This is a genomic window from uncultured Pseudoteredinibacter sp. (assembly GCF_947502065.1).
Taxonomy (GTDB): Bacteria; Pseudomonadota; Gammaproteobacteria; order Pseudomonadales; family Cellvibrionaceae; genus Pseudoteredinibacter.
Genome location: NZ_CANMYE010000001.1, coordinates 419,896 through 443,510, shown reverse-complemented (window position 1 = coordinate 443,510; position 23,615 = coordinate 419,896). Strand labels below are relative to the sequence as shown.

Here is a 23,615-nt window from a genome sequence, read left to right as displayed (position 1 = left end):
GCGAGCTTAACCTTTTGCTCTTTATGGAATCAAGCCCCAGATCAATTCTGGGGCTAAAATTTCAGAAATTTAATTTAAGAATCAACAACTTGGCAGGTCTAAAGGCCTATGAACGCCTTATTGTGGGGGCCTCGGGCGCTGCGAGGCATCAATTGCCGCAGCGTCCGTAAGGCCAACGCTGTTTTCAGAACCATCACTTGTGCCAACAGCCTGTTCAGCAATGCCTGGAATTAAACTCGCACCCTCTTCTGCAGAGCTAGAGCTTTCACCTTGTGGGGCCAAGGGCTGCAAGACATTATCCATCTGTGTTGGCTGGGTCTGTGGTAACTGGGTCTCTGGTAACTGATAGTACAACACGCCCTGCTGACTGGCCTCAGCAATGGCCTGATTCGCCTGCAATACCTTATCCAAGGCAATCGCATCAACCAGCTGCTGCAACTGACCATCAATAAATAAACGTAAACGTAGCTGATCGGCAAGCACGAGATCAGGCTCTGCGTAGCGCACCATGGCCAGGCCATTGAGATAGTCCAACACCTTTCGATAAGACTTAAAATCAGAAATATTATCAAGCTGCATGAAGTGGGGCTTGCTATCTACTGGGCTGGCAACAATGGCATGCTGGGCAGCCAAGTAATCCGCCACTTGGTTTAAGCCGTCCTGAACCAACTCCTCAGCCGATGCGGCGCGGCCATCAAACAACTGTAATTTGCCGCGATCAACCAGCAACCAAGAAGCCAGCCATTGCCCACTTCCGGTAATACTCAAACGACCAAGTACCGCCACATCACTTTGGTAACGGCTGGAAGCCGCCATTAAGCTCTGCTCGTTTAAAGACCAAGCCTGGGCAACCGGGAAGGCCAAGCGATCATCCAAATCCATCACTGGTAAAGAAATAGGCAAAGCCCGCTCAGCTTCGACTTGCTGTACGGCTTCAAGCAGCAATTCTTGTTCGGCAACATTGAGCATTTGGCGCTGCTGGAAATCATCTTGCGCTAACCATAACAGCACCTGTGGACGCTTATCCGGCCAAATGGGCAGATCCAGTTTACGCAATAAAGTGTCAACCGCAGACTTGGCATAATCCAAGTTAACAACGTAGCCTTCTTCAGCATTTTCATAGCTAAATTGCTGCATATAACGATTAGCCTGGGCCAACACGCTTCTAAGCTGTTCACTATCAGGAATTTCACGCGCGCCGCTGGCCCGTACGATAACGCGAGTCAAGCCAGCTGCCGCAAGCTTGTCACGGCTTTGAGGGGTTTGATCGGCTACCGGAAAACTAGCACGGTAGAGGTTTTCTACTTTTACCGCATGACTCAATGGCGACAGCAATGCCACACAAAACATCAGCATCCAGGTGGTGCTTTTGCCCACTACTTTGCCCACATATCCCCCAATCTTCTCGGTATTCAAAATCTTGTTTCAGCTATGTATGTTTTCTATTTTCAATATCTTGGAAAGCAAGCCATCAATAATAAGCCTATTGATGCCCAAATGCTGCGACGGTTCCAACAGCTCCGAACTTTTATACATTATAGCGAAAACGGTATGAACTCGGGCTAAACCCCCGCTCAAACCGCAGCATTTAGCTAATTCTGGCTCCGCTCCCGCCAGATAAGTGGCTCATTGTAGCTTCGCCACTGGCAAATGGCAGCAATCACTAAAAGAAAATGCAAATTAGGCAATAAAACTAATGAGCTTGGCGAGCTTTCAAGCTAAAATACGCGCCCGTTTTTTAGACTACTCGAAGACCTTAGCCATGACAGATAAACAGCCTTCCTTAAGTTATAAAGACGCCGGTGTAGATATCGACGCTGGTAATGCCCTGGTAGACCGCATTAAGCATGTAGCCAAGCGTACCCGTCGCCCGGAAGTGATGGCAGGTCTTGGTGGTTTTGGCGCCCTGTGCGAGCTGCCAAAAGGCTACCGTGAGCCAGTACTAGTATCTGGCACCGACGGTGTGGGCACCAAATTGCGCTTAGCAATGGATTTAGGCCAGCACGATACTATCGGCATCGATTTGGTGGCCATGTGTGTTAACGATTTGGTGGTAGCTGGTGCAGAGCCACTATTCTTCTTGGACTACTATGCCACAGGCAAGCTTAACGTCGATGTTGCCGCTGCGGTTGTAGACGGTATCGGTACTGGCTGTGAACAAGCTGGCGCCGCGCTAGTAGGCGGTGAGACCGCTGAAATGCCAGGCATGTACGAGGGCGAAGATTACGATCTAGCCGGCTTCTGTGTGGGCGTTGCAGAAAAGAGCGAACTAATTGACGGCAGCCAAGTTAAAGCGGGTGATACCTTGATTGGTTTAGCCTCTAGTGGCCCACACTCAAACGGTTATTCTTTGGTACGTAAAATCATTGAAGTATCCGGCGCCGATCTACAGCAAGATCTTGCTGGCCAGCCATTGGCTAAAGCGCTAATGGCCCCGACTCGCATTTACGTTAAATCCTTGCTGAAGCTGATCAAAGAAAACCAGGTTAATGCTCTATCCCACATTACTGGCGGCGGCTTGTTGGAAAATATTCCACGTGTACTACCAGAAGGTGCAAAAGCGGTTATCGACACCCAGTCATGGCAAATGCCTGAAGTATTCAATTGGCTGCAAAGCGCTGGCAATGTAGATGCCGTTGAAATGTATCGCACCTTTAACTGTGGTGTAGGCATGATCATCGCGGTACCCGCCGATAAAGCCCAAGCGGCGATCGAGCTATTAAAAGCTGAGGGCGAAGATGCCTTTATCGTAGGTGAAATTGCCCCAGCTGCTGAAGGCGAAGAGCAAGTAGAGCTAAAAGGCCTGTAAGCATTAAAATGAACAAGCCGAAAGCTCGAATTGTTGTTCTGATTTCAGGCAGCGGTAGTAATTTACAAGCCATGATCGATTGCCAGCAGGCAAACGCATTAAGCGGCGAGATTGTGGCTGTTATCAGCAATCGCCCTGCCGTTAAAGGCTTAGAGCGCGCCGATGCCGCCGGCATTGAAGCGCTTTGCTTGGATCATAAAGGTTTTGCCGATCGCGAAGCCTTTGATCAAGCTCTACAGGCTAAGATCGATGAGTATCAGCCTGATCTTGTAGTACTAGCGGGCTTTATGCGCATCCTTACTCCAGCCTTTACGGAGCATTACTTGGGGCGCATGATCAATATTCACCCCTCTTTGCTACCTAAACACCAAGGCCTTAACACTCATCAGCGCGCGATAGATGCAGGTGATGCCCAGCACGGCGCTACGGTACACTTTGTCACCGCTGAGCTCGATGGTGGCCCGGCGATTGTGCAAGTGGCCGTCGATATTGAAGCCGACGATACCCCTGAAAGCCTTGCTAAAAAGGTGCAGTATCAAGAACACTATATGTTCCCGATCGCCGTGCAGTGGTTTTGCGAAGGTCGCCTAAGACTACATAAAGAAAACAAAAACCATGTTAGCCTTTTTGATGGTGAACCTTTGCCTATAAGTGGTCGTCTAATAAAGGCCCGTTAAAGGGCACTTTATTGAACAAATATCGACCATAGCCATTGCAAGCAAAGATTTATGTTAAAAATACTGCGTCCCCTGCTGCTTAATTCAAGCCGACTGCTGGCCATTTGCTTAGCCAGCACTGTGGCACTTGCTCAAAGCGAGAATGCTACTGAACAGCCTACTGCAGCTGCCGGGCTTCCTAATACAGAAGCCGTTATAAAAAGCACGCCTGAGGCGGCAACGCTAGCCACTCAAAGTAGCCAATTGCCCAAACCTTTTCATGCTACCTATAAAGCCAAGTTTTCCGGCTTTACCATTGAAGCCACTCGTGAGCTTGGCACACACCCAAGCGGTGAGCACGAGCTGATTTTCAGCGCCTCCACTTGGCTAGCAAAGTTACGCGAAAGCTCACGTTTCAACTGGGCCCAAGGCCAATTAGTGCCAAACCGCTATCAATATCACCGCGAAGGTTTAGGTCGCAGTCGCGATGCGGTATTAGAGTTTGATTGGGCGAAACGTAAAGTCGTCAACAATGTGCAAGATAAGCCTTGGCGCATGGATATCCCGGACGGCGCATTGGATAAGCTCAGCTATCAGTTACAGCTTCGTAGCGATCTACTTAATGGCAAGCGCACTCTAAAATACGATATCGCCGATGGCGGCCGCCTAAAAACCTATTTGTTTGAAATGGTAGGTGAAGAGCTGTTAGAAACACGCCTAGGCAAATTAGCCACCGTTAAAATTAAAAAAGTACGCGCTACCGGCAAAAAACGCGTCACTTATATTTGGATGGCCAAACACTGGGATTACCTGCTAGTAAAACTGCAGCAAACCGAAGAAGACGGCAAAACCTACGCTATCGACCTGCTCCGTGCAGAGGTTGACGGCAAAACCGTAACTCCTCGTTTAGGGCAAAGCCAAGAGTTATTACCGACCCAACTGCCCGCATTCGAGGCTGAATTAAACAGCCTCGGTCAATAAATTACTGAGGAACTTATGGAAATTAAAAACGAGCTAGTGGGCATTATTCATTACACTTTAAAAAACGATGATGGTGTCACTATCGATAGCTCTGAAGGTGAAGCGCCGCTGGAATACCTGCATGGTTTTCAGAATATTGTGCCTGGCCTAGAAGCCGAACTTAACGGCAAAAAAGTTGGCGACAGCTTTAAAGTGAGCGTAGAGCCAGAGCAAGGCTACGGCGAACTCGATCCAAACCTAGTGCAAGAGCTACCCAAAGAAATGTTCCAAGGCGTAGATCAAGTTGAAGTTGGCATGGCCTTCCACGCTGAAACTCAAAACGGCATGCAAACGGTAGAAGTTATCGAAGTGGACGAAGACACCGTAACCATCGACGGCAACCACCCGCTAGCCGGACAAACTTTAAACTTCGAGATTGAAGTAGTTGGTATTCGCGAAGCAACTGCTGAAGAGCTGCAACACGGTCACGTGCACAGCGCTGAAGGTTGTGGCCACGAGCACTAATACTCGCGGCTAGCATCTCGGCTTCGAGGTGGGGTCAGACCCTATAGGGTCTGACCCCGTTTGCTCATAAGTGTATTCATAACAGCATAATCAAGCTTAGATTCACAAGTTTGCTGCTTTGAAAATTTTCCAAGCCCTTCATACACAGCTAAAAAACTAGCGGGCCCATAGCTAATTCGTTTTACACCGGCCGCAATATAATCAGCCTGTTTAGTTTCACTTGAAGAGAGCATTACATTGAGTGGTAGCGTCAATTCTTTGGACAGTTCATTGATAAGCGCCAAGTCTAATAAGCCCGGCACAAATAAACCATCGGCACCCGCTTGAGCATAGATCTCTAATCGTCGCTTTAGCTCTGTGAAACAACTGTCTTTTGGGTGAATTCCATTTAAATACACATCACAGCGGGCATTGATAAATAAACTCTCACTCCCGAAGTGGTTTCGAATCGCTTGTATCTTCCTCTCCAACACCTGCGGCTCAGATTGGCCATCTTCGATATTAATACCAACAATGCCCAGACTAATTAGCCTGTCTAGTAGCTGAAGAATATCGCCTTCAGAATCGCTATAGCCAGCCTCAATATCAACGGTTAGCGGAACCTTACAAACTCTAGAAATACGCCCAACGGCCGCAACAAGCACTTCCACCGGCATAGCGTTTCCGTCTGGGTAGCCGTTCGCCCAGGCTAAAGAAGCACTGCTCGTTGCTACAGCCTCAGCACCCTGCGCTTGAACTATCGCCGCGCTAGCCGCGTCCCAAACATTAAGCAATACTATACCATCGGCACGGCTGTGTATTTCTCTAAACTTTAAAGCCTTTTCCATACTCATAACTTCCTCGCGAACTTAAAGAGAAGTAAGAATGACAGCCTTAAGCTAAAAGAGCTGGCGGAATTCGGATCTGAACGTTTAATTTACCACCAAGACGGGGTCAGACCCTATAGGGTCTGACCCCATTTCGGAGCCGCATTACCAATTACTTCCTACTACTCCTATCGAAGCCAATAACAAACCGCAACGCTAAACGACTAGTCAAAACCCTGGTCAGCTCATTGATATCCGCAGCAAATCTAAAATTCTGTAGATGCTAATGGGGATGACAAGCTTAAGATATGGCAGTAAGACTATAAGCCCGCTTGTCACCACAACATCTCGGCTTCGAAGCGGGGTCAGACCCTATAGGGTCTGACCCCGCTTCGAAGCCGCCTTACTAATTGCATCCACTATCTCTATCGAAAGCAATAACAAGCTACAGCAATCAACGACTGGTCAAAACCCAAATCGCTTCATGGCCATCAACACCATCTTTAAAATCTTTTATTAGCTTAGGGCTCGCCAATTTTTTGGTGCTATGAGACTGCCCGTATAAGGCCCCAATTTCATCAGCACCAACAGAAAACGGTGGCCCAGCCATAAGCGATTGATCATACTCATAGATCACCAAAAGCTGTGGTGCCGCATCACTTAATTGATTTAATAGCGTCGCATAATCCCTACGCATCGACTCAGGCAGAGCAATTAATGCAGCGCGATCATAAATCGCATCAACAACGCCTATTTGATCTTTAGTAAGATCAAAGATATCACCCACATAAACATCAATATGCTCAAAGTGATAACGCTTAAGTTTGGCCAACTGTTCTATTTCAGGCTCTACACCCAACTCTTCAAATAACTCAATAACGGCTGCTTCATGCAGCTCGGCCGCCACCACTCTATAGCCCTGCCCAAGTAACCAAGCAATATCTTTGGTCTTACCGCACAGCGGCACAAATACCCTGTCGCCCTGCTTCAAGCCAAGATAGTGAATATTTTCAGTGAGAACGGCGTAGACTTGCTGCTGATGAAAGCCAATATTTCTATCCTTCCAAACTTGATGCCAAAATGCTGCTTCCATTGAGTTCTCCTGTTAGTATTTAAAAGAATAATGAGTGTTCAAAAAGCCCAGCATAGCGGTTCAAGTCGACTTGAGGTCAAGCCCATGAGCGAAGAGTTTATCAGTATTGGAGAAGTCGCAAAGCGCAGCGGCATAGCGGCATCAGCACTGCGTTACTATGAAGAAAAAGGACTTATCGCACACGCAAGCCGACAAGGTCAAACACGCCTATACCCACCATCGATTACCGAACGTCTGGCACTAATCACCCTAGGGCAGCATGCGGGTTTTAGCTTGGATGAAATAGCTGAAGTGCTTACCAACGATGGCTATGAGCTAGATCGCCAACAACTCAGCAATAAAGCCGAAGAAATCGACAAACAAATTCAACGCCTAAGCCTAATGCGCGACGGCCTATTACACGCCGCTAATTGCAACGCACCAACTCACGCCGAATGCCCTAAATTTCAACGAATTTTGCGTTTTACACAGCAGCAGAAAGTGAAAGAAACTGAAAAGCAATTGGATAAATAAAGCGCGCAAACAAAAAGGGGTCAGAACCTTTTAGGTTCTGACCCCGGTATCGAAGCCCTAAATATTAATTATTGAACAGGGCGACCTGGCGTCCAGGGCAAGCCAAGCTGGTCGGCTTGTGACTCCAAGCCTTTCATGGCCTGCTCAGCTTTGGCTAGCTTCGGCATAAAGGCCGTAAGCTGGCGCTTGGCGATGTCCAAACCAGTGCGCACGTTGCCACCAGCTGCCGCTTGGGTATGCCAATGGCTGCCAATAACAGCATTCACGCGAGACATAATGCCCCATGGTGCCACTTCATTGGCTGAAGTTTTAACCCTGTCACCATATAGCTCGACACGTAATGCCTGTAGCTGGCTACGCAGGTCGCGCGCATCTTTCGAGATTGCTCCAGTATCAACCGTCGCCATATCGATCGCTTTAAGTACATGCTTCAAACGGCTATTGATATCAGCAAACTGACGACCAACGGCCAGTACTTTTGCTTGTGTCTTGGCAGTATCTTGCTGGAAGGCCAATAGCGCTTCGCGGTCCTCAGCTTGCAACACAACATCACTCATGGTGTTCAAAGAGAAGTTTTGTGGCGCAGCAACAACAGACACTTTACCGTCCACACGTTGCATTAACTGGGCGCTGTATTTACCTGGCAAAGCTAATGGCGCCTGTGGTGAACTGCCCCATGGGCTAGGCTTGGACTTTTTCAAGCTAACGGGCTTGATTGCTTCATGACGGAAATCCCAGTTAACCTGCTGCAAACCCTTCGCAGCTTTAGCGCTAACCTTGCGGATTAAATTACCATCGGCATCTTTGATTTCAAACCACATGCTTGGCGCTTCTTGATTCGCTTCTGCACGCAAGGCATCCCAGCTTGGGTATGGGGTATCTTTACCATCCTTTTGCAACTTGGCTTCGGCTTGCTGACGCTTGGCTTTTAATGTTTCTAAACCATCGCGCAAGTAGTAACGTAAAGCCACGCCGTATTCTGGGTTTGGTGCAATAAAGAAGTTATCGCCCATCATACCTTTATCACTGCTATAACCACCCCAGCGTCGAGTTTCCATATAGATTGGAGAATCTTTAACAGGGAAAACCGTCGCAGCGGAATCTTTCAGGCTAGCGTGGTTGGTACGCAGTGGCGAGTAATCATCCAGCACATAGATGCCGCGACCGAAGGTGCCAAACAGCAAATCGTTTTCACGACGCTGAATATCCAAATCACGCACCGCTACGGTAGGTAGCTGATTAAACTTGTGCCAATTCTCACCGCCGTCCTGACTATAGAATGCACCGTACTCGGTACCTACAAATAGCAAATTAGGATCGATGTGATCTTCCATAATGGTGTGCACAGTGCCGCGCTCAGGTAGATTGCCAGCAATTGACTTCCAGCTCTTACCACGGTTAGTGGACTTCAACAGATAGGGTTTTTCATCGCCGCGCTTATGATTATCAAATACCGCGTAAATCACATCTTTGCTATGGCGAGAAAACTGCAGGTCCTCTACCAAACTCATATCTGGCACGCCTTTAAAGCGGTCGTAGCGAGTCCAGCTTTCACCGCCATTATCACTAATATGAATCAAGCCATCATCCGTACCCACGGCTAGTAGATCTTTTTGCAGAGTACTTTCATCTAGAGCAATTAAAGAGCCGTAAACCGACGTTGAATCGTTTTTAGCAATGGCATCAACACTCCAAACACGGTCCATTACCTTCAGCTTGTTGCGATCTAAACCGCGACTTAGATCACCAGAAATAGCAACCCAGCTATCACCACGATCATCCGAGCGGAATAACTTCTCTGCACCGTAATACAAACGCTCACCTTTATGGGGGCTGATCAATAGCGGGGCGTTCCAGTTCCAACGCAATGCATTTTCACCTTCAGCTGGCTGAGGCGTAATATAAACCGCCTCACGAGTTTTACGGTCGCTACGCGCTAAACCGCCATACTGATACTGAGAGTAAACAATGTCTGGATTATTAGGATCAATGGCGGGCTCAAAACCATCACCACCCAAGGTTACCCACCAATCGGCATTGGTAATACCTTCAACAGAAGTATTGCGTACCGCAGTACCTAAGGTGTTGTTATCTTGTGTGCCGCCATAAACATTGTAGAAAGGCTTGTCGTTATCTGCCGCAATACGATAAAACTGAGTCAGCGGTAAATTGCGTAGGTGATTCCAATGGGCGCCATTATCAAAACTCTCGTAAATACCACCATCACCACCAATACGAATATGATTAGTATGCTCTGGGTTTACCCATAAAGCGTGATCGTCAACGTGGCGCGCTTTAAACGCTAAAGGCTTAAATGTCTTACCGCCATCCATAGACACTTTAGAAAAAGTATCCATCACAAATAAGCGATCTGGGTTTTTAGGCCCAACAATTAATTCATTGTAGTACTGTGGGCTTGAGCTCATATAAGAAGATCGCTTGGCCCAAGTCTTACCAAAATCATCAGTGCGATAGATACCCTTTTCTTTATCGTTCGCTTCGATAATGGCGTAAACCGTACCTGGCTGACTTGGCGCTGCAGCCAAGCCAATACGACCCTGTTCAGACTTTGGCAAACCTTGGCTTAGTTTCTGCCAGGTTTTACCACCATCGGTCGTTTTATGCAGGCCAGAACCCGGACCACCATTAATCAAGGTCCAAACATGACGACGACGCTGATAAGAAGAGGCGATCATCTCATCGGGGTTGTTTTTATTAACCACGACTTCGTTAATACCGGTGTGCTTATCGATCTCTAAAATACGCGTCCAGCTTTTGCCGCCATCAGTGGTTTTGTATAAGCCACGATCACCGCCGCTAGACCATAGCGGGCCTTGTGCTGCTACGAAAACGGTATTGCTGTCACGCGGATCAATAATAATTTGGCTAATGTGACCGGAGTTTTTCAGGCCAACATTTTTAAAGGTTTTACCACCATCGGTGGATTTATAAACACCATCACCCGAGGCAACAGAACGCTGAGAGTTGTTTTCACCCGTGCCTACCCAGATCACTTGCGGGTCTTTTGGATCTAGCTCTACCACACCTACTGCATAGGAGCCGTAGCGATCGAAAATTGGTGTAAAAGTGGTACCCGCGTTTTCAGTTTTCCAAACACCACCTGAGGCCACACCTACATAGTACTGAGATGGTTTGCCCGGCACGATGGCCAAGTCTGATATACGGCCGCTGGTATGGGCTGCACCCAAGTTGCGCAGCTTCATTCCGCTTAAGGGGGCGTCTTTGGCAAGGGCTATTTGACCTAGCCCTAAAGAGCCAGCTGCCAGCATTACCGCAAGGGATAAACGGGTCTTCTTCACATCGATTCTCCATCTGAGTTTTAGGTTTAGGATGGTCCATTAGCTGTAACGAATAGATCCCCACTTAGCTCAACGGGCCACTTTGGAATTCGGCAGAATGAGGGCTTTGAAAGGTGGGAGGAGAAAGGTGATAGAGGTAGACGTAGAGATAGATATAGATATGGTGCAGAACGAAATACTGCAAACGAAAAGGGGTCAGAACCTATTGGTTCTGACCCCGCCTGTGTGCTTGTTAGCTCGCACTTGGCACAATCAAAAATTTCTCGCCGGTCTTTTGCTGGCTATAACGCTCTAAAGCCTCTTTGCTCAGCGCGCCCGCCAAAGAAACCTCATCACTGTAATGGCTGGCAAAGGTGGTATGTAATTCAGCCGCCACCTTGGCGCGCATCTCGATACTCTTCTCAAGCCCAACCTTAGCTAGGAACGGTGTTAACAAAAAGCCGCCAATTCCCCAAGAGAACCCAAAGCCACGCTTGAGAACCGTAGGGTTGCGATCTAAGCCACCATAGATATAAACCTGCTTGTAAACATCAGATCCATAACGATTGTATTCAGCCATATTGCGCGCTGCTGCCGCTTCCATACAATTTAAGATATCGCTTGCCAGCTCACCACCACCGGTTGCATCAAAGGCTAGCGTCGCACCAGTCGCCGCTAAGGCTTCAGTCAGATCGGCATAAAAGCTATCGCTGCTAGAGTTAACAACATACTTAGCCCCCAAGCCTTTCAAAATAGCCGCCTGCTCTTCCTTTCGAACGATGTTTACCAGATCGATACCTTCGTTCAAGCAAATACGATTCAGCATTTGCCCAAGGTTTGACGCCGCTGCGGTATGAACAAGAGCGCTATGTCCTTCAGCCCGCATGGTTTCCACCATAGCTAGAGATGTAAGGGGATTCACAAAACAAGAAGCTCCCTGGCGCGAAGTCGTACCCTCTTCTAATGGTAAAGCCATCATGGTGTGCACACAGCGATACTGGCTGTACATATCACCACCAACAATGCCTACTCGCTTGCCCAATAAGGCTTTTGCGGCATCAGAATTGCCCGAAGCCACCACCACGCCAGCGCCTTCATTGCCCACAGCCAAGGACTGACCAATACGCGGCTTTACCATGCCCATCAAATGCTCGGGAATAGGCGCTTTCACAATAGGTCGATCTGGAGTGCCGCTGTATTGCGCTTTACTGATATCAGCCGGGCCAATCAGCAAGGCTAAATCCGAAGGGTTCAGAGGCGCGGCCTCCATTTGAACAATGATCTCTTCCGGGCCTGGCTCAGGTACTTCCACCTCTTCCAAGCTTAAAGTCAGAGTTTTGTCTTCACTCACGAGAGACCGTAACTGCAGTGCACTTCTAGACATTAGGGTTTCCTTTATTATATTTGTATTATTCTTTAGCAGCCGCTAAGGGCCCAATCGTTGTTTTAAAGCTCTGGTTTCGTAGCTCTTGTTCAGTAGCTTTGGTTCCATAGCTTTAGCTCCATAGCTTTTGTTCCATACCAAGGGAAGCCATTTATACCCTGCTTTTATGACACTTAATAGGGGAAATAGTGACAGCAGCAGGGCTGCGTGCCGTTAAATTAGCTGCCTGCCTAGCAATTGAACGCCAAAACTTACGATATTTCTGTGCTTTCCTATAAAATACACCGCCTTAGCAATACAGCAACAAACTAATACAACAACTACAGGAATTTACCCATGTGGACCGTGTACCTATCTGGAGAAATCCATACCGATTGGCGTGATCAAATTAAAGCTGGCGCCCAAGAGCTAGGTTTGGATATTGAATTTACCTCAGCGAATACTGACCATGACAGCAGCGATGCCGCTGGTGACCACCTGGGCGAAGAAGATAAGCAGTTTTGGCGTGACCACAAATCAGCCAAGGTAAATGCTATGCGCATTAAAAGCTTGATCGAACAAGCCGACTTTGCAGTGATTCGCTTTGGCGACAAATACAAACAATGGAATGCCGCTTTTGATGCGGGCTACTGCGCCGCCCTAGATGTACCGTATATCACTCTACACGATGAAAATATTATCCACCCACTAAAAGAAGTGGATGCTTCAGCGATGGCTTGGGCACAAACCCCAGCCCAGGTTGTGGAAACCTTACGCTACATTACTCAAAAATAATTTAAGCAATTACCAGGGTCAGACTCTATAGGGTCTGACCCCAGTTGAATTTCAGCACGAAGTTTTTTATCAAATAATCTTAAGCCGCTAATCGGCGAGGCAATAGCGCGGCCAACACAACAAACACCGCTGCAAAAGCACCGGCAATTAAAATAGGCGAAATATCGGTTATTAAACTGGCATATTTATCAGAGCCCGCCAAAGTCACCTTGCCACCAGCTATTTTTTCAAAAAGCCAAGTATCTGCAATCTTTTCATACACCAAGGTATAGATCAGCGCACCAAACAAGCCGCCTAAAACATAAACTACTGCATCACGCTTACCTTCACCTAAGGCCGCAACACCTGTACCAGGGCAGTAGCCAGCTACGGCCCAACCTAAACCCAATAACAAGCCACCGATTAACACACCGTAATAAGCACTTTTAACCGACATATGCCCCGCATCGATTAAACCCAACTGCATACCGGCGAACAAAGCGAAGGAGCTTACGCCTATGGCAAACAAAATGGTTTTCGCTAAACGAAGATCCTTTAAAGTGAGCATTCCCCAAATAACTTTGGAATCAGTCGCACCCACTCTTTGCAATACGAAACCGAACAAAGCACCCAAAACAACCGCTAATAAAATAGTCATGATGCCTCCTAATTAAATGTCGCGGCCATACAGCAAAATAGCTGTCGGCACGGCGGCGGCAAACGCCGCCAAGGCAAATAAATAACCGCTTAAGGAAGTTTGCATCATTCCGCTCATCATATGGCCGCTGGTACAGCCCCCTGCCAAGCGGGCACCGAACAATACAATCGCACCACCAATAAACGCCATGGCATAACGCTGAGATGCTGGGCGCTGAGTTAACGCACAGCTGCTTGAAGGTTCTACTTTTGCTTCACTTTCGCCTTTGGAAAATCGACTACCAAGAAAGGCACCGCCAATCATCGCCAGTACAAAAATAAATCCATAATTAATTGGATTCTCGATTGCCGCTGCGTATTTACCACCGCTTTTATTGAGATACGCATTTGGGCTGGCTACACCATGCTTGTTGTCTTGGGAGCTTTGCAGCAACTCACTATCGAATAGCGACCAAATCACACCATCAGCAATAACAAACTGAGTAGAAACCCCAATCGGCTTCACCAAAGTAACCGCCAATAAAAAGCAGCAGGCCAATGCCAAGCCGCCACCAAACCAGGACCAATAGGACTGCATAGAAACCTCGCAACAAGATGGACTTAATTAACGAACATTAAATTAGACATTAATAATATACAATATTACTGCTTATTCGGTCAAAGTGCGGGCGACCACTGGCTAAGTGAAAACTTTGGCCTAAACTTATTGCCATAGCAGCTAAGCCAACCTAGATTTGTTGTCTATGCAGCAATAATGCCCTAAAGCCACTGGCTTCAATCCATAGAAGTCTTGCTATGCAGGGTCTGAACAGGCATAGTGCGGCAGATATAAATTATTCGTATAAGCAGTGACTTGGCCAATAAGGAGAGTCGATGTTTTCCAAGCCTATTGAAGCACTGATCGCTAATTCGGGCGCATTGGCCATCACCGAGGCTTTCATCATTTTGATGCTGGCCGCCTTTATCTACGCGGCCTATGCAAAACGCATGGATAAATCCCCAGCGTTTTGTAATTACACCCCTACTCTGCTCACATCCCTAGGCATCTTGGGTACCTTCTGCGGTATCGTGGCAGGCCTACTCGGTTTTAATATTGCCGATATTGATGGCAGCATCGATATGCTGCTACAAGGCATGAAAACGGCCTTTACCACCAGCCTCGTGGGTATGGGCTTATCCATTGTTTTCAAAAGTCTTATTGCCAGTGGTTTACTCAGCCCTCCCAAGACCGAAGAAGATATTCCCAGCGAAGAGCTTATTGGCATTGAAGATCTATACCAGGTCATGCGCGAGCAACGCGATGGTGTTTTAGGCCTGCAATCTGCCATTGCCGGGGAACATCAAAGTAGCCTCAATGGTCAGATTCAAGCCTTACGTTCAGAATCCAAACAGAATATTCAAGCTGCACATAAAGAAGCCAAGCACCAGCAAGTGGCCTTCCAAGCTTTCCAGAAAAACCTATGGTTAAAGCTCGACGCCTTTGCCTTAAACTTGTCGCAAGCGGCGGCCGAGCAAATGGCCAAGGCTCAGCAGACGGTGATTCGCGATTTTAATCAAAACTTCAGCGAGCAATTTGGCGGCAACTTTGCGCACTTAAATAGCGCTGTACAGGAAATGGTGGAATGGCAAAATAACTACCGCGATCAGCTAGCGGATATGCGCAGCAACTATGATCAGAGTGTGCAAGCGATTAGCCAAACCGAAAATGCACTCGCCAATATCAACGATCAAACCCAGCAAATTGGCAATAACTTGGCCAGCTGGCAGTCTGTTATGGAAGTTAACCAGCACCAAATTCAGGAGCTGGAGCGTCATTTAGAAGCCTTTGCCCATATGCGCGAAGAAGCCTCACAAGCCGTGCCGGATATGCAGCAACATATCAAAGACACCTTGAGTAGTGTACAAACCGCGAGCGAACAACTCGGCAAGGGCCTGCAAGAAAGTGGCGAGCATATGCAGCAAAGCATTGCCGAAGGCAGCAAGGCTATGCAGCAATCTTTGCAGGATAATACTGAGCATTTACACAGCGCCCTGCAGAGCAGCGCAGAAAAAATTAACGCCAGTGGCCAGGCCATGCAAGATAGCGGCGATGCTCTTAAAGAAACAGGTAATATGCTGCGTGATAGCAGCAAGGCCCAGCAAGAAAGCCTGCAGCAAAGTTTGGCAGACGGCCAAGAGCAAATGATGTCGGCCTTTGCCGAAAGTAGCCAAGCGCTCAACAAGGCCGCCGAGGCCATCAGCCAAAGTCAAATCGATAACAACAAATTACTGCAAGAGTTGGCCCAGAGCATTCGCGAACAAAGCGATGGTCATTATGAAGCCTTACAGGAAAGCCAAGAAAAACTGAAACAACAGTTTGAAGACTTGGGTAAAGATATTGGCTTAGAAAGCCAAGAGTTTGCCGAGCAGATCCGTGAAAGCGGCAACGCCCTTATGCGAGTGGCCGGCCGTAGCCGAGAGGCTTTCGATAACGATATGCAAAGCATGGTTGAGCGCGTCAGCGATAGCATGCAGCAGATGTCTGCCCAACATGCTGAAGAATCCCTAAAAATCGTTGAGCTGCATATTAAGCTAACTCAAGATTTGCATCGCATTTTGACCCACGCGAACTAAACCATGAACGATCCGATTCAAAAGCTGGCCCAAAGTCAGCGCCAGCAATCCCAATCCTTAGAGCAGGAAAAGGATCATTGGTTGACGGTATCGGATCTTATGGCGGGCTTAATGGTTGTATTTCTGTTTATCGCGGTGGCATTAATGCGCGATGCCATGGTAGAGCGCGATAAAATCAAACAGGTTGCCATCGCCTATCGCGAAAATCAGGTAGAGATTTATCAAGCACTTCAACAAGAGTTCGGCCCAAACCTTGCCACCTGGAATGCGGAGATTGATAAAGATACCCTAACGTTTATCTTCAACTCTTCAGAAACACTGTTTAACGACGGCGAAACCGAACTAAGCCCGAGTTATCAATCACTCTTAGAGAACTTTTTCCCGCGTTATATGAAGGTGTTGGAGCGCTTCTCGGATTCCATCAGTGAAGTACGCATTGAGGGCCACACCAGCAGTATCTGGAACGAGAACACGAGTGATACCGAGGCGTACTTTTTAAATATGGAGCTCTCGCAAGAGCGGACTCGCTCAGTACTCGACTATGTGTATCAACTGCCATCGGTGAACCCTTATCGCAGCTGGATCAAAGGGCATATCGCCGCCGTAGGTTATTCCTCATCCCACCCAATCACCAATCGCTTTGGTCAAGAAGATTTAGATCGCTCCCGCCGAGTGACCTTTCGGGTTATGACCAACGCGGAGACCAAAATCCAACAAATTTTAGAAGTGGACTAATATTCACCAGCGCCCCACTAAAGTGAAACTTTTGGCGTGAATTCGCAACAATTTTTATCCATCAACAATTGCTTGCGATGTACGTCTCCCCTATTCTAAGTGCTATAAACCTTAACAATAATGACAAGTAAAAGGGGCCAACAATGTCGCCTTATCCAAAACCCATTAGCACATTCATTGCCATTCTTGGCGCGGGCCTGATTGCCCATAGCGCACAGAGCGATACCATTTACCATGGTGGCCCAATAGTCAGCATGGTAGATGATGCGCCTTTTCTTGATGCGGTCTTGGTTAGGGGCAATAAAATAAAGCAAACCGGTAGGTTGGCCGAGCTGGAAGTTAACTGCCAAACACCTTGCCAAAAGATAGATTTGCAGGGGCATAGTTTATTGCCTGGGTTTATTGATGCCCACGGCCACTACACCATGACTCTTGATTTCTTGGCCTACAAAAATGTCGCCTCACCTCCGGTCGGCCCGGTTAAAAATATAGCGGCGCTTATCGAGCAGATGCAGCAACAAAACCAGAGCAGCGGTAAGGGTGGCGGTGAGCATTGGATTTTAGGTGCGGGCTATGACGATTCCTTGCTGGCCGAAAAACGCCACCCTACCCGCCAAGATTTAGATAAAATCAGTACCACACAGCCGGTATTTATCCGTCATGTTTCTGGTCACTTAGGTGTTTGCAATAGTCGTTGCTTGGAGCTCGCGGGCATTACGGCCGATTCAAAAAACCCGGAAGGTGGTGTATTTAGACGTGAAGCTGGCAGCCAGCAACCTAATGGTGTGTTAGAAGAAACGGCCTTGGATGCTATTCATTCGGTATTTCCGGAACAAGGGCTAGAAGAGCAGCTCGCTCGAATTCCAGAGCTTGATAAATACTATGCGCAGTACGGAATCACTACGGTACAGGATGGCGCGACCTCCAATGCTGGCTTGGCTCTGCTGCAGCAAGCAGCTCAAAAACAATTACTAAGCCTTGATGTAATTAGCTACCCGTATACAGCCTGGGCAGATTTTTCGAAATACACGCCATCGGCTGGCGCTAAGCAGCCTTATCAGAATCATTTTCGTAATGCTGGGGTAAAGCTGGTGTTAGATGGTTCACCGCAGGGTAAAACGGCTTGGTTGTCGGCGCCTTATCATCACCCTCCACATGGCCAAGGCGAAGATTACCAGGGCTATCCGATTCTTACAGATGAACAATTAGAAAAGCAGTTAACTGAGTTTTTCAATAAGGGCTGGCAGGTTCTTGCCCACTGCAATGGTGATGCCGCGGCAGAGCAGCTTATTCAGGTGATGAGTAAACTGAAAAAGAAAGGTGTCCATTTAGATCGTACTGTGATGATCCACGCTCAAACTGTACGCGATGATCAGTTATCACGTATGAAAGAGCTCGGTATTATTCCTTCTTTCTTTGTTGCCCACACTTATTTTTGGGGCGATTGGCACCGTGATTCGGTTTTGGGTTTGGATCGAGCGAAACGTATTAGTCCTTTAATCAGTGCTAAGCGCCAGGACATTAAGTACACCATTCACAATGATACGCCGATTGTTCCACCTGATATGCCGTTGTTGTTGTGGACGGCGGCAAATCGTGAAACCCGCAGCGGCAAAACTCTTGGGCAAGATCAACGCGCGAATATTAAAGATGCTCTTAAGGCGATCACGATTAATGCGGCTTATCAGCATTATGAAGAGGATTCTAAGGGGAGTATTGAGGCGGGTAAGTTGGCTGATTTGGTGATTCTTGATCGTAATCCTTTGATGATTCCTCCTCAGCAGTTGAAGGATATTGAAGTGCTGGAGACGATTAAGGGTGGTAAGACGGTGTATAAGCGAAGCCCTAATACGCAGTGATTTAAATTTAATTCAGAAAATTAAGTTACAACTCTCATGATTCCTAAGGAGTAACAAAGCCTGATATTGGAAACGACATCAGGCTTTGTTAATCCTAGGACCATCGACCAGAGTCTAGCTTAAGGCAGTGGTTTTCCGCTCCAACGCTGCGTCCATGCAGCCACCCGTTCCATCCAGGAGCCTAGTCGCTCCAAACCACTACCTTAAGCTAGACTCTTACCCCCCGGCTCAATCAAGCTACAAATGTTTAACCCAAAAATCACAAACAGTATCGCTCCGCGAATACCCTGATAACGGATTAAAATACCAACAAAACTTATATTCAGCTCTAGTATTTCGATTACAAACGATCAAAGGAACTCACCTATTTATAGCGCTGATATTGGAATATAATCTGACATCTCAAGAATTCCAGTAAAGCGAGGTCCATGTGGAATTTCTAAGTTTAAACACCCAGACTGCCTTTGCGCAGGCGGTTGAGTCTATTCATTCAGATAAACGTCTTATTGTTTGCGGTTCTGAAGAGGACAAGCAATATATTGATGAGGCGATGGAGTTGAATGATAGTTCTCCAGATGAAATCATTGCCAGTATGCAAAATGTCGATGTGCAGGCTTGGTTGGACGCTCGCAAGCAGGAACTGTGTGAAGAAGACAGTGCCTTTTTAGATGAGGCCATTGGTGAATGGCCTGGCGAGATTCTTGAGAAGCCGGGCTTTAGCTTGGCTTTCGATATGCTTAGTGGTCAGGCCCATCAAAGCTTAGTCGGTGCTCTTATCGAGACCGACAATGCCTGGAAGGTTCCCGCGTTTTTTGGCTATGGTGGTTGGAATGACTGCCCTATGCCGGAAGTTCACTGTGCCATTTGGAAGTATTGGCAAGAAAAATATGGCGCTCATATTGTCGCTGTTAGCAATGATATTATCGAAGCTCATATTGAAAACCCGCCAACAACGCAAGAAGAAGCAATGGCATTAGCCTTGGAGCAATACCTCTACTGTGCGGATATCGTGGATCAAGGTGTAGAAACAGTAGCCAATCTTGCGGCTTTATTGATGAATAATCACTGCTGGTATTTTTGGTGGGATTAAGAGATATCGCTGGATAAAAACCAATTTTATAAAATAAAATTAAGCAAAAATAATAATGAAACGACGAAATTTTATAAAAACCACAGCCGCCTTTTCAGCAAGCATTGCAATGACAAGTCGGGCGGGCTCGGGCCGTTCAAATCTAAATGCACCGGGTATGCCCACTCCGAAATTTGTTTATAGCAATGGAATTGACCTTGCCGTTTACCAATCTGGTAAAGGCTTGCCAGTTATTTTTTGCCATGGTTTTCCAGAGCTGGCTTTTACTTGGCGTAAGCAGCTTTCGGCTATAGAACAAGCAGGCTATCAAGCCATCGCGCCAGATCTGCGAGGTTACGGCTTAAGTAGCGCTCCAAAATCTATTAAAGACTACACCGTCGCAACCATCTGTGATGATCTTGTAGGCATGATGGACGCCTTGAATATCGAAAAGGCCATTTTCTGTGGCCACGATTGGGGCGGTTTTATTGCCGATACTATGCCGCTACTCTACCCCGAGCGTTGCCTTGGTATTATTGGTATTGGCGCCCACAATAATCAACGGCCACCAAATCTTGAATGGCCAAAGCTTGCGGCTAATGACTTACTTGATAAGGAAGCTTTTAATCAACATATTCAGAAAGCCAGCACTGAAGCTTTTTTAGATCTTAACAGTAAGGCGCTTTTTCAGCGCATTTTTCAAAAAGGCTACTTAAGCGCTAGCAATCTAGCTAAATTAAACAAGGATGCTCCCGAGCGAAGCTTTAATCTGGTCGAAATGATTAAAAATGAGCCGATAGCGCCCAGTTATTTTGCTCCACAAGCCGCTATTGATTACTACGCAAAGGTATTCAGTAAAACGGGCTTTGCTGGCGCCATTAATTGGTACCGCGCCATTCCTGCAAGTGTTGCTGAATTTGCTGAGCGTAAACTGCATTGGGGGGTGCAAGTCCCCTATCTCTATATATGGCCCAATCAAGATCCAATCAATCAAGATGGTTTAGAGGTAGGCATGGAAGACTACATTGCGGATCTAGAAAAGGTAGAACTTAAAGGCTGTGGGCATTTTGTACCAGAAGAGCAGCCCGAGGCGCTCAATAAGCTAATTATCAGTTGGTTACAGCGAAAGTTTCCAGTAGCAAACTCGTAAACCAGCAATCAATTGCTTCTCGCCTTTAATCCATAAAGGCATTACCATTGCGCTTTTAGCCTGTAGAAGAAGTGACCTTATGTCTTGCCCACCTTGCCCTAAATGCAGCTCTGAGTACGTGTACCAGGATCAAAGCCAAATGATCTGCCCAGAGTGTGCCTATGAGTGGAATCCCGAAGAAGAGGCTGCTGCGGCCGAAGCCGCCGCCATTAAAGATATCAACGGTGCCGTGCTACAAGCTGGCGATAAGGTAACCTTTATTAAAGACTTAAAGGTGAAAGGCAGCTCGCAGGTATTAAAAATCGGTACCAAAGCCCTAATTCGCCGTATTGTTGAAGGCAAGGACCATGAGCTGGATTGCAAGATCATTGGCGGTGGCGAAATGATGATTACGTCTAAATTTGTTAAAAAGGCCTAACTCGATAGAAGCTGGTTAACTTAAAAATGGCAAGAAGTTTATGATTAAACGACTAACACCCTTTCTTCTTGCTCTTACCACCTCGTTAGGCGCTTTTGCTTCCTCACCAAACGACTCGCCAGTCAACAGCAAGGCTGAATGCGTTATCTTGCTGCATGGCCTTGCACGCAGCAGTAGCTCAATGGAGAAACTGGGCTTAGCTTTACGTAAAGAAGGCTATCACGTTGTAAACCAGGGCTACCCCTCAAGACAGGCTGCTATCGAGAGTCTTAGTCAAAAGGCAATTAGTGAAGCTTTAGAGCACTGCCCTCAATCATATAAAGTTAACTTTGTTACCCATTCGATGGGTGGAATTTTAGTCCGCAAGTATTTACAGGGAATCGTCATAAGCGAACTAAAACGAGTCGTTATGTTGGGGCCACCAAACCAAGGTAGTGAAGTTGTCGATAAGCTCAGAAACGTACCAGGGTTTCACTTTATAAATGGTGATGCCGGTTTACAACTTGGGACTGGGGCTCTTAGCGTTCCTAAGCAGCTTGGGAAGGCTAATTTCGAACTGGGTATTATTGCTGGAAACAAGAGTATTAACCTAATTTTATCCAGCCTCATTCCTGAGGCCGATGATGGCAAGGTTTCCGTTAGAAATACCAAGCTTGAAGGTATGAAAGACCATATCGAAATGCCAGTAACTCACCCATTCATGATGAAAAACTCATCAGTTATCAAGCAAGTCATTCAGTTTCTAGATAAAGGCCATTTCGAAAAACACCCTACCCAACAGCAATAAGAAAGGAAGCAAAATAATACCTTCTTGTTGCCCGCCAATAAGCCCAGTATAGTCTTTAGCAATTAGGCTAAAGTAGAAAAGCTGCAGTGACAATCGATAACGACAACGCAAAGCCAACGGTCATCTCAATAAGTGCCCAAGAGCTTTTTGATATTTCAAAGGCAGAAGATGATTCTCTGATCCCGGTACACCTTATGGGGCACAGTGAATTTGCGAGTTTGATCGATGGCGAGTACTGGATAGCGAAATATCGTGATATTGGTTTGGTTGGCATCCGCAATCTTACGATTAAAGAGTCGTTTATTAATCGCAATCAAATCGCCAACTTATTGAGCTTCGAGTATTTGCTATCTGGCGGCAGCGATATGGAGCTTAACCGGCAAACACTACACCATGATGGGGCACCTAAACTCTACGCGGCCAGCTACTTAAAACAAGGAACTCAAACTCGTATTCATCGTAAAGGGGAAGTCATCAAAGGGTTGGGCCTATGGCTTGATCCCCAAAAGCTTACTGAATATTTAAAGCCCGAGCTCGATAAGTTACCCCCAATCCTTCAGGAGTTACTAAGTGCTCGAAGCGCTAGAGTATTCAGCATGAGCCTAGAAAGGGAGATTAGCGAAATATTGGATGCTACAGTTCAGCACCCTTTCGAAGGCCATAGCGCCAAACTCTATCTAGAAGCAAAGCTAACCGAGTTGCTTTGCTACAGTTTTAAGAGCTTTTATGCACTTGAATCTGGCATAGATCACAGTATGCGCCTTAGCCAACACAAAAGCCGTGCTATTGCCGCAATTATCAACCATATAAACTGCAATCTTGCTGCACCCAGTAGTATTGATGAACTGGCCGCGCAGGTTGGCCTAAGCCGAAGTAATTTACTGAATAGCTTTAAAGAAAGCTGCGGCATGAGCTTTTCTGAGTATGTATTACAACAAAGAATGCTAGCTGCAAGAAACTTAATAAAAAACAGCCCAAACAGTATTGTTGATATCAGCCTAGCCGTTGGCTATAAGGATCAATCCGCATTTGGGCGGGCCTATAAGCGATACTTTTCTTGCACGCCTAGGCAAGATAGAAATTAAGCACAAGACTTTAACCAGAACGAATTTAACAAGAGCAACTTCAACAAGAAAAGAAATAAAACGGATTTAGCTTTTCTTAGGATAGCCCCCTTTAATCAGCTTTCTCCATAAAAAGTAGCTGCACAACAAAGCAAAGGAATTAAGGCTAATCGCCATTATAAAAGCAGCGCTAGATGCATACCCTTCAAGCCCGTTAAGTGAAAATTCTAATAGGTGTTTTATTACGCCTGAGTAGCCTAAGAACAAGCAGTAAACTGGGAAAAGCCAAATAAATGGCATAGGTTTACAGCGCCCAAGCAATAGTAATACCGGCATCAACGACACAAATAGCAAGCCTATTAAAGGCTGAGAAGGGCTAAGCGCCGGCAACCCCCAATATACCCTTAGTATGCTCAGCAAGTTGTAAGCCGTTGCGCTAAACCACCATAGCAACAATAGCTTTTC

At 46.9% G+C, this 23,615-nt stretch carries 21 protein-coding genes; 14 read left to right on the top strand and 7 right to left on the bottom strand.

Annotated elements, in window-relative coordinates; all coding sequences use genetic code 11:
• Window positions 1-117 precede the first annotated feature (117 nt).
• Window positions 118-1,389, bottom strand: coding sequence for a DUF2066 domain-containing protein (locus Q1A41_RS01920; protein WP_299973928.1), 1,272 nt, complete (start codon window positions 1,387-1,389; stop codon window positions 118-120).
• 373 nt (window positions 1,390-1,762) lie between these two features.
• On the opposite strand from Q1A41_RS01920, the gene purM reads away from it, so the two are divergent.
• The 4 genes from purM to slyD are packed head-to-tail and all read left to right on the top strand — an operon-like array spanning window position 1,763 to window position 4,950.
• Entirely contained in the window at window positions 1,763-2,809 is a 1,047-nt protein-coding gene (gene purM / locus Q1A41_RS01915) for a phosphoribosylformylglycinamidine cyclo-ligase (RefSeq protein WP_299973925.1), read from the top strand.
• A gap of 8 nt (window positions 2,810-2,817) precedes the next feature.
• Window positions 2,818-3,486, top strand: a complete 669-nt coding sequence (gene purN, locus Q1A41_RS01910; protein ID WP_299973922.1) for a phosphoribosylglycinamide formyltransferase — start codon at window positions 2,818-2,820, stop codon at window positions 3,484-3,486.
• A 51-nt stretch (window positions 3,487-3,537) separates the two neighbouring features.
• Window positions 3,538-4,446 carry a DUF3108 domain-containing protein gene (locus tag Q1A41_RS01905; RefSeq protein WP_299973919.1) on the top strand — a complete coding sequence of 303 codons (909 nt, stop codon included), beginning with the start codon at window positions 3,538-3,540 and terminating at the stop codon, window positions 4,444-4,446.
• A 15-nt stretch (window positions 4,447-4,461) separates the two neighbouring features.
• Window positions 4,462-4,950 carry a peptidylprolyl isomerase gene (gene slyD / locus Q1A41_RS01900; protein ID WP_299973916.1) on the top strand — a complete coding sequence of 163 codons (489 nt, stop codon included), beginning with the start codon at window positions 4,462-4,464 and terminating at the stop codon, window positions 4,948-4,950.
• A gap of 41 nt (window positions 4,951-4,991) precedes the next feature.
• Here slyD and Q1A41_RS01895 read toward each other — a convergent pair whose 3' ends face one another.
• On the bottom strand, window positions 4,992-5,777 hold the full coding sequence (locus Q1A41_RS01895; RefSeq protein WP_299973914.1) for an isocitrate lyase/phosphoenolpyruvate mutase family protein: 786 nt from the start codon (window positions 5,775-5,777) through the stop codon (window positions 4,992-4,994).
• A 433-nt stretch (window positions 5,778-6,210) separates the two neighbouring features.
• Window positions 6,211-6,849, bottom strand: a complete 639-nt coding sequence (tmpT, locus tag Q1A41_RS01890; protein ID WP_299973911.1) for a thiopurine S-methyltransferase — start codon at window positions 6,847-6,849, stop codon at window positions 6,211-6,213.
• Between the two features lie 84 nt (window positions 6,850-6,933).
• Here tmpT and Q1A41_RS01885 point away from each other — a divergent pair, with 84 nt between their 5' ends.
• Window positions 6,934-7,362 (top strand): helix-turn-helix domain-containing protein, encoded by a 429-nt coding sequence (locus Q1A41_RS01885; RefSeq protein ID WP_363322328.1) that lies wholly within the window; start codon window positions 6,934-6,936, stop codon window positions 7,360-7,362.
• Window positions 7,363-7,430: 68 nt separating this feature from the next.
• On the opposite strand, the gene Q1A41_RS01880 is transcribed toward Q1A41_RS01885, so the two are convergent.
• Entirely contained in the window at window positions 7,431-10,682 is a 3,252-nt protein-coding gene (locus Q1A41_RS01880) for a glycosyl hydrolase (RefSeq protein ID WP_299973908.1), read from the bottom strand.
• A 232-nt stretch (window positions 10,683-10,914) separates the two neighbouring features.
• Entirely contained in the window at window positions 10,915-12,045 is a 1,131-nt protein-coding gene (locus tag Q1A41_RS01875) for a zinc-binding dehydrogenase (protein ID WP_299973905.1), read from the bottom strand.
• 336 nt (window positions 12,046-12,381) lie between these two features.
• On the opposite strand from Q1A41_RS01875, the gene Q1A41_RS01870 reads away from it, so the two are divergent.
• Window positions 12,382-12,819 carry a YtoQ family protein gene (locus Q1A41_RS01870; protein WP_299973903.1) on the top strand — a complete coding sequence of 146 codons (438 nt, stop codon included), beginning with the start codon at window positions 12,382-12,384 and terminating at the stop codon, window positions 12,817-12,819.
• 79 nt (window positions 12,820-12,898) lie between these two features.
• On the opposite strand, the gene Q1A41_RS01865 is transcribed toward Q1A41_RS01870, so the two are convergent.
• Together Q1A41_RS01865 and Q1A41_RS01860 are read right to left on the bottom strand one after the other, a co-directional pair.
• Window positions 12,899-13,456, bottom strand: a complete 558-nt coding sequence (locus Q1A41_RS01865; RefSeq protein WP_299973900.1) for a DUF6691 family protein — start codon at window positions 13,454-13,456, stop codon at window positions 12,899-12,901.
• 12 nt (window positions 13,457-13,468) lie between these two features.
• Window positions 13,469-14,032, bottom strand: a complete 564-nt coding sequence (locus Q1A41_RS01860; RefSeq protein ID WP_299973897.1) for a YeeE/YedE thiosulfate transporter family protein — start codon at window positions 14,030-14,032, stop codon at window positions 13,469-13,471.
• 296 nt (window positions 14,033-14,328) lie between these two features.
• Here Q1A41_RS01860 and Q1A41_RS01855 point away from each other — a divergent pair, with 296 nt between their 5' ends.
• The 8 genes from Q1A41_RS01855 to Q1A41_RS01820 all read left to right on the top strand — a co-directional run bounded on the left by Q1A41_RS01855 (window position 14,329) and on the right by Q1A41_RS01820 (window position 23,171).
• The gene (locus Q1A41_RS01855) at window positions 14,329-16,068 is read left to right on the top strand and encodes a hypothetical protein (RefSeq protein ID WP_299973894.1); all 1,740 of its coding nucleotides are present in this window, start codon (window positions 14,329-14,331) and stop codon (window positions 16,066-16,068) included.
• Between the two features lie 3 nt (window positions 16,069-16,071).
• Entirely contained in the window at window positions 16,072-16,803 is a 732-nt protein-coding gene (locus Q1A41_RS01850; protein ID WP_299973891.1) for an OmpA family protein, read from the top strand.
• Window positions 16,804-16,946: 143 nt separating this feature from the next.
• Complete coding sequence (locus Q1A41_RS01845) at window positions 16,947-18,662, top strand: amidohydrolase (protein ID WP_299973888.1); 1,716 nt, start codon at window positions 16,947-16,949, stop codon at window positions 18,660-18,662.
• Between the two features lie 430 nt (window positions 18,663-19,092).
• Window positions 19,093-19,752 (top strand): DUF4253 domain-containing protein, encoded by a 660-nt coding sequence (locus Q1A41_RS01840; RefSeq protein WP_299973885.1) that lies wholly within the window; start codon window positions 19,093-19,095, stop codon window positions 19,750-19,752.
• A gap of 55 nt (window positions 19,753-19,807) precedes the next feature.
• Window positions 19,808-20,881 carry an alpha/beta hydrolase gene (locus Q1A41_RS01835; RefSeq protein ID WP_299973883.1) on the top strand — a complete coding sequence of 358 codons (1,074 nt, stop codon included), beginning with the start codon at window positions 19,808-19,810 and terminating at the stop codon, window positions 20,879-20,881.
• A 79-nt stretch (window positions 20,882-20,960) separates the two neighbouring features.
• The gene (locus Q1A41_RS01830) at window positions 20,961-21,299 is read left to right on the top strand and encodes a zinc ribbon domain-containing protein YjdM (protein WP_299973881.1); all 339 of its coding nucleotides are present in this window, start codon (window positions 20,961-20,963) and stop codon (window positions 21,297-21,299) included.
• 40 nt (window positions 21,300-21,339) lie between these two features.
• A complete protein-coding gene (locus Q1A41_RS01825; RefSeq protein WP_299973878.1) occupies window positions 21,340-22,086 on the top strand; it encodes an alpha/beta hydrolase in 747 nt (248 codons plus the stop codon).
• Window positions 22,087-22,172: 86 nt separating this feature from the next.
• Window positions 22,173-23,171 (top strand): AraC family transcriptional regulator, encoded by a 999-nt coding sequence (locus tag Q1A41_RS01820; RefSeq protein WP_299973872.1) that lies wholly within the window; start codon window positions 22,173-22,175, stop codon window positions 23,169-23,171.
• Window positions 23,172-23,615: the final 444 nt, after the last annotated feature.

Coding starts and splice junctions, on each gene's coding strand:
- Q1A41_RS01835 (WP_299973883.1), top strand. CDS start 19,808: ATGAAACGACGAAATTTTATAAAAACCACAGCCGCCTTTTCAGCAAGC.
- slyD (WP_299973916.1), top strand. CDS start 4,462: ATGGAAATTAAAAACGAGCTAGTGGGCATTATTCATTACACTTTAAAA.
- Q1A41_RS01830 (WP_299973881.1), top strand. CDS start 20,961: ATGTCTTGCCCACCTTGCCCTAAATGCAGCTCTGAGTACGTGTACCAG.
- Q1A41_RS01845 (WP_299973888.1), top strand. CDS start 16,947: ATGTCGCCTTATCCAAAACCCATTAGCACATTCATTGCCATTCTTGGC.
- Q1A41_RS01870 (WP_299973903.1), top strand. CDS start 12,382: ATGTGGACCGTGTACCTATCTGGAGAAATCCATACCGATTGGCGTGAT.
- Q1A41_RS01850 (WP_299973891.1), top strand. CDS start 16,072: ATGAACGATCCGATTCAAAAGCTGGCCCAAAGTCAGCGCCAGCAATCC.
- Q1A41_RS01875 (WP_299973905.1), bottom strand. CDS start 12,045: ATGTCTAGAAGTGCACTGCAGTTACGGTCTCTCGTGAGTGAAGACAAA.
- Q1A41_RS01860 (WP_299973897.1), bottom strand. CDS start 14,032: ATGCAGTCCTATTGGTCCTGGTTTGGTGGCGGCTTGGCATTGGCCTGC.
- Q1A41_RS01905 (WP_299973919.1), top strand. CDS start 3,538: ATGTTAAAAATACTGCGTCCCCTGCTGCTTAATTCAAGCCGACTGCTG.
- Q1A41_RS01855 (WP_299973894.1), top strand. CDS start 14,329: ATGTTTTCCAAGCCTATTGAAGCACTGATCGCTAATTCGGGCGCATTG.
- Q1A41_RS01895 (WP_299973914.1), bottom strand. CDS start 5,777: ATGGAAAAGGCTTTAAAGTTTAGAGAAATACACAGCCGTGCCGATGGT.
- Q1A41_RS01885 (WP_363322328.1), top strand. CDS start 6,934: ATGAGCGAAGAGTTTATCAGTATTGGAGAAGTCGCAAAGCGCAGCGGC.
- purM (WP_299973925.1), top strand. CDS start 1,763: ATGACAGATAAACAGCCTTCCTTAAGTTATAAAGACGCCGGTGTAGAT.
- tmpT (WP_299973911.1), bottom strand. CDS start 6,849: ATGGAAGCAGCATTTTGGCATCAAGTTTGGAAGGATAGAAATATTGGC.
- purN (WP_299973922.1), top strand. CDS start 2,818: ATGAACAAGCCGAAAGCTCGAATTGTTGTTCTGATTTCAGGCAGCGGT.
- Q1A41_RS01825 (WP_299973878.1), top strand. CDS start 21,340: ATGATTAAACGACTAACACCCTTTCTTCTTGCTCTTACCACCTCGTTA.
- Q1A41_RS01865 (WP_299973900.1), bottom strand. CDS start 13,456: ATGACTATTTTATTAGCGGTTGTTTTGGGTGCTTTGTTCGGTTTCGTA.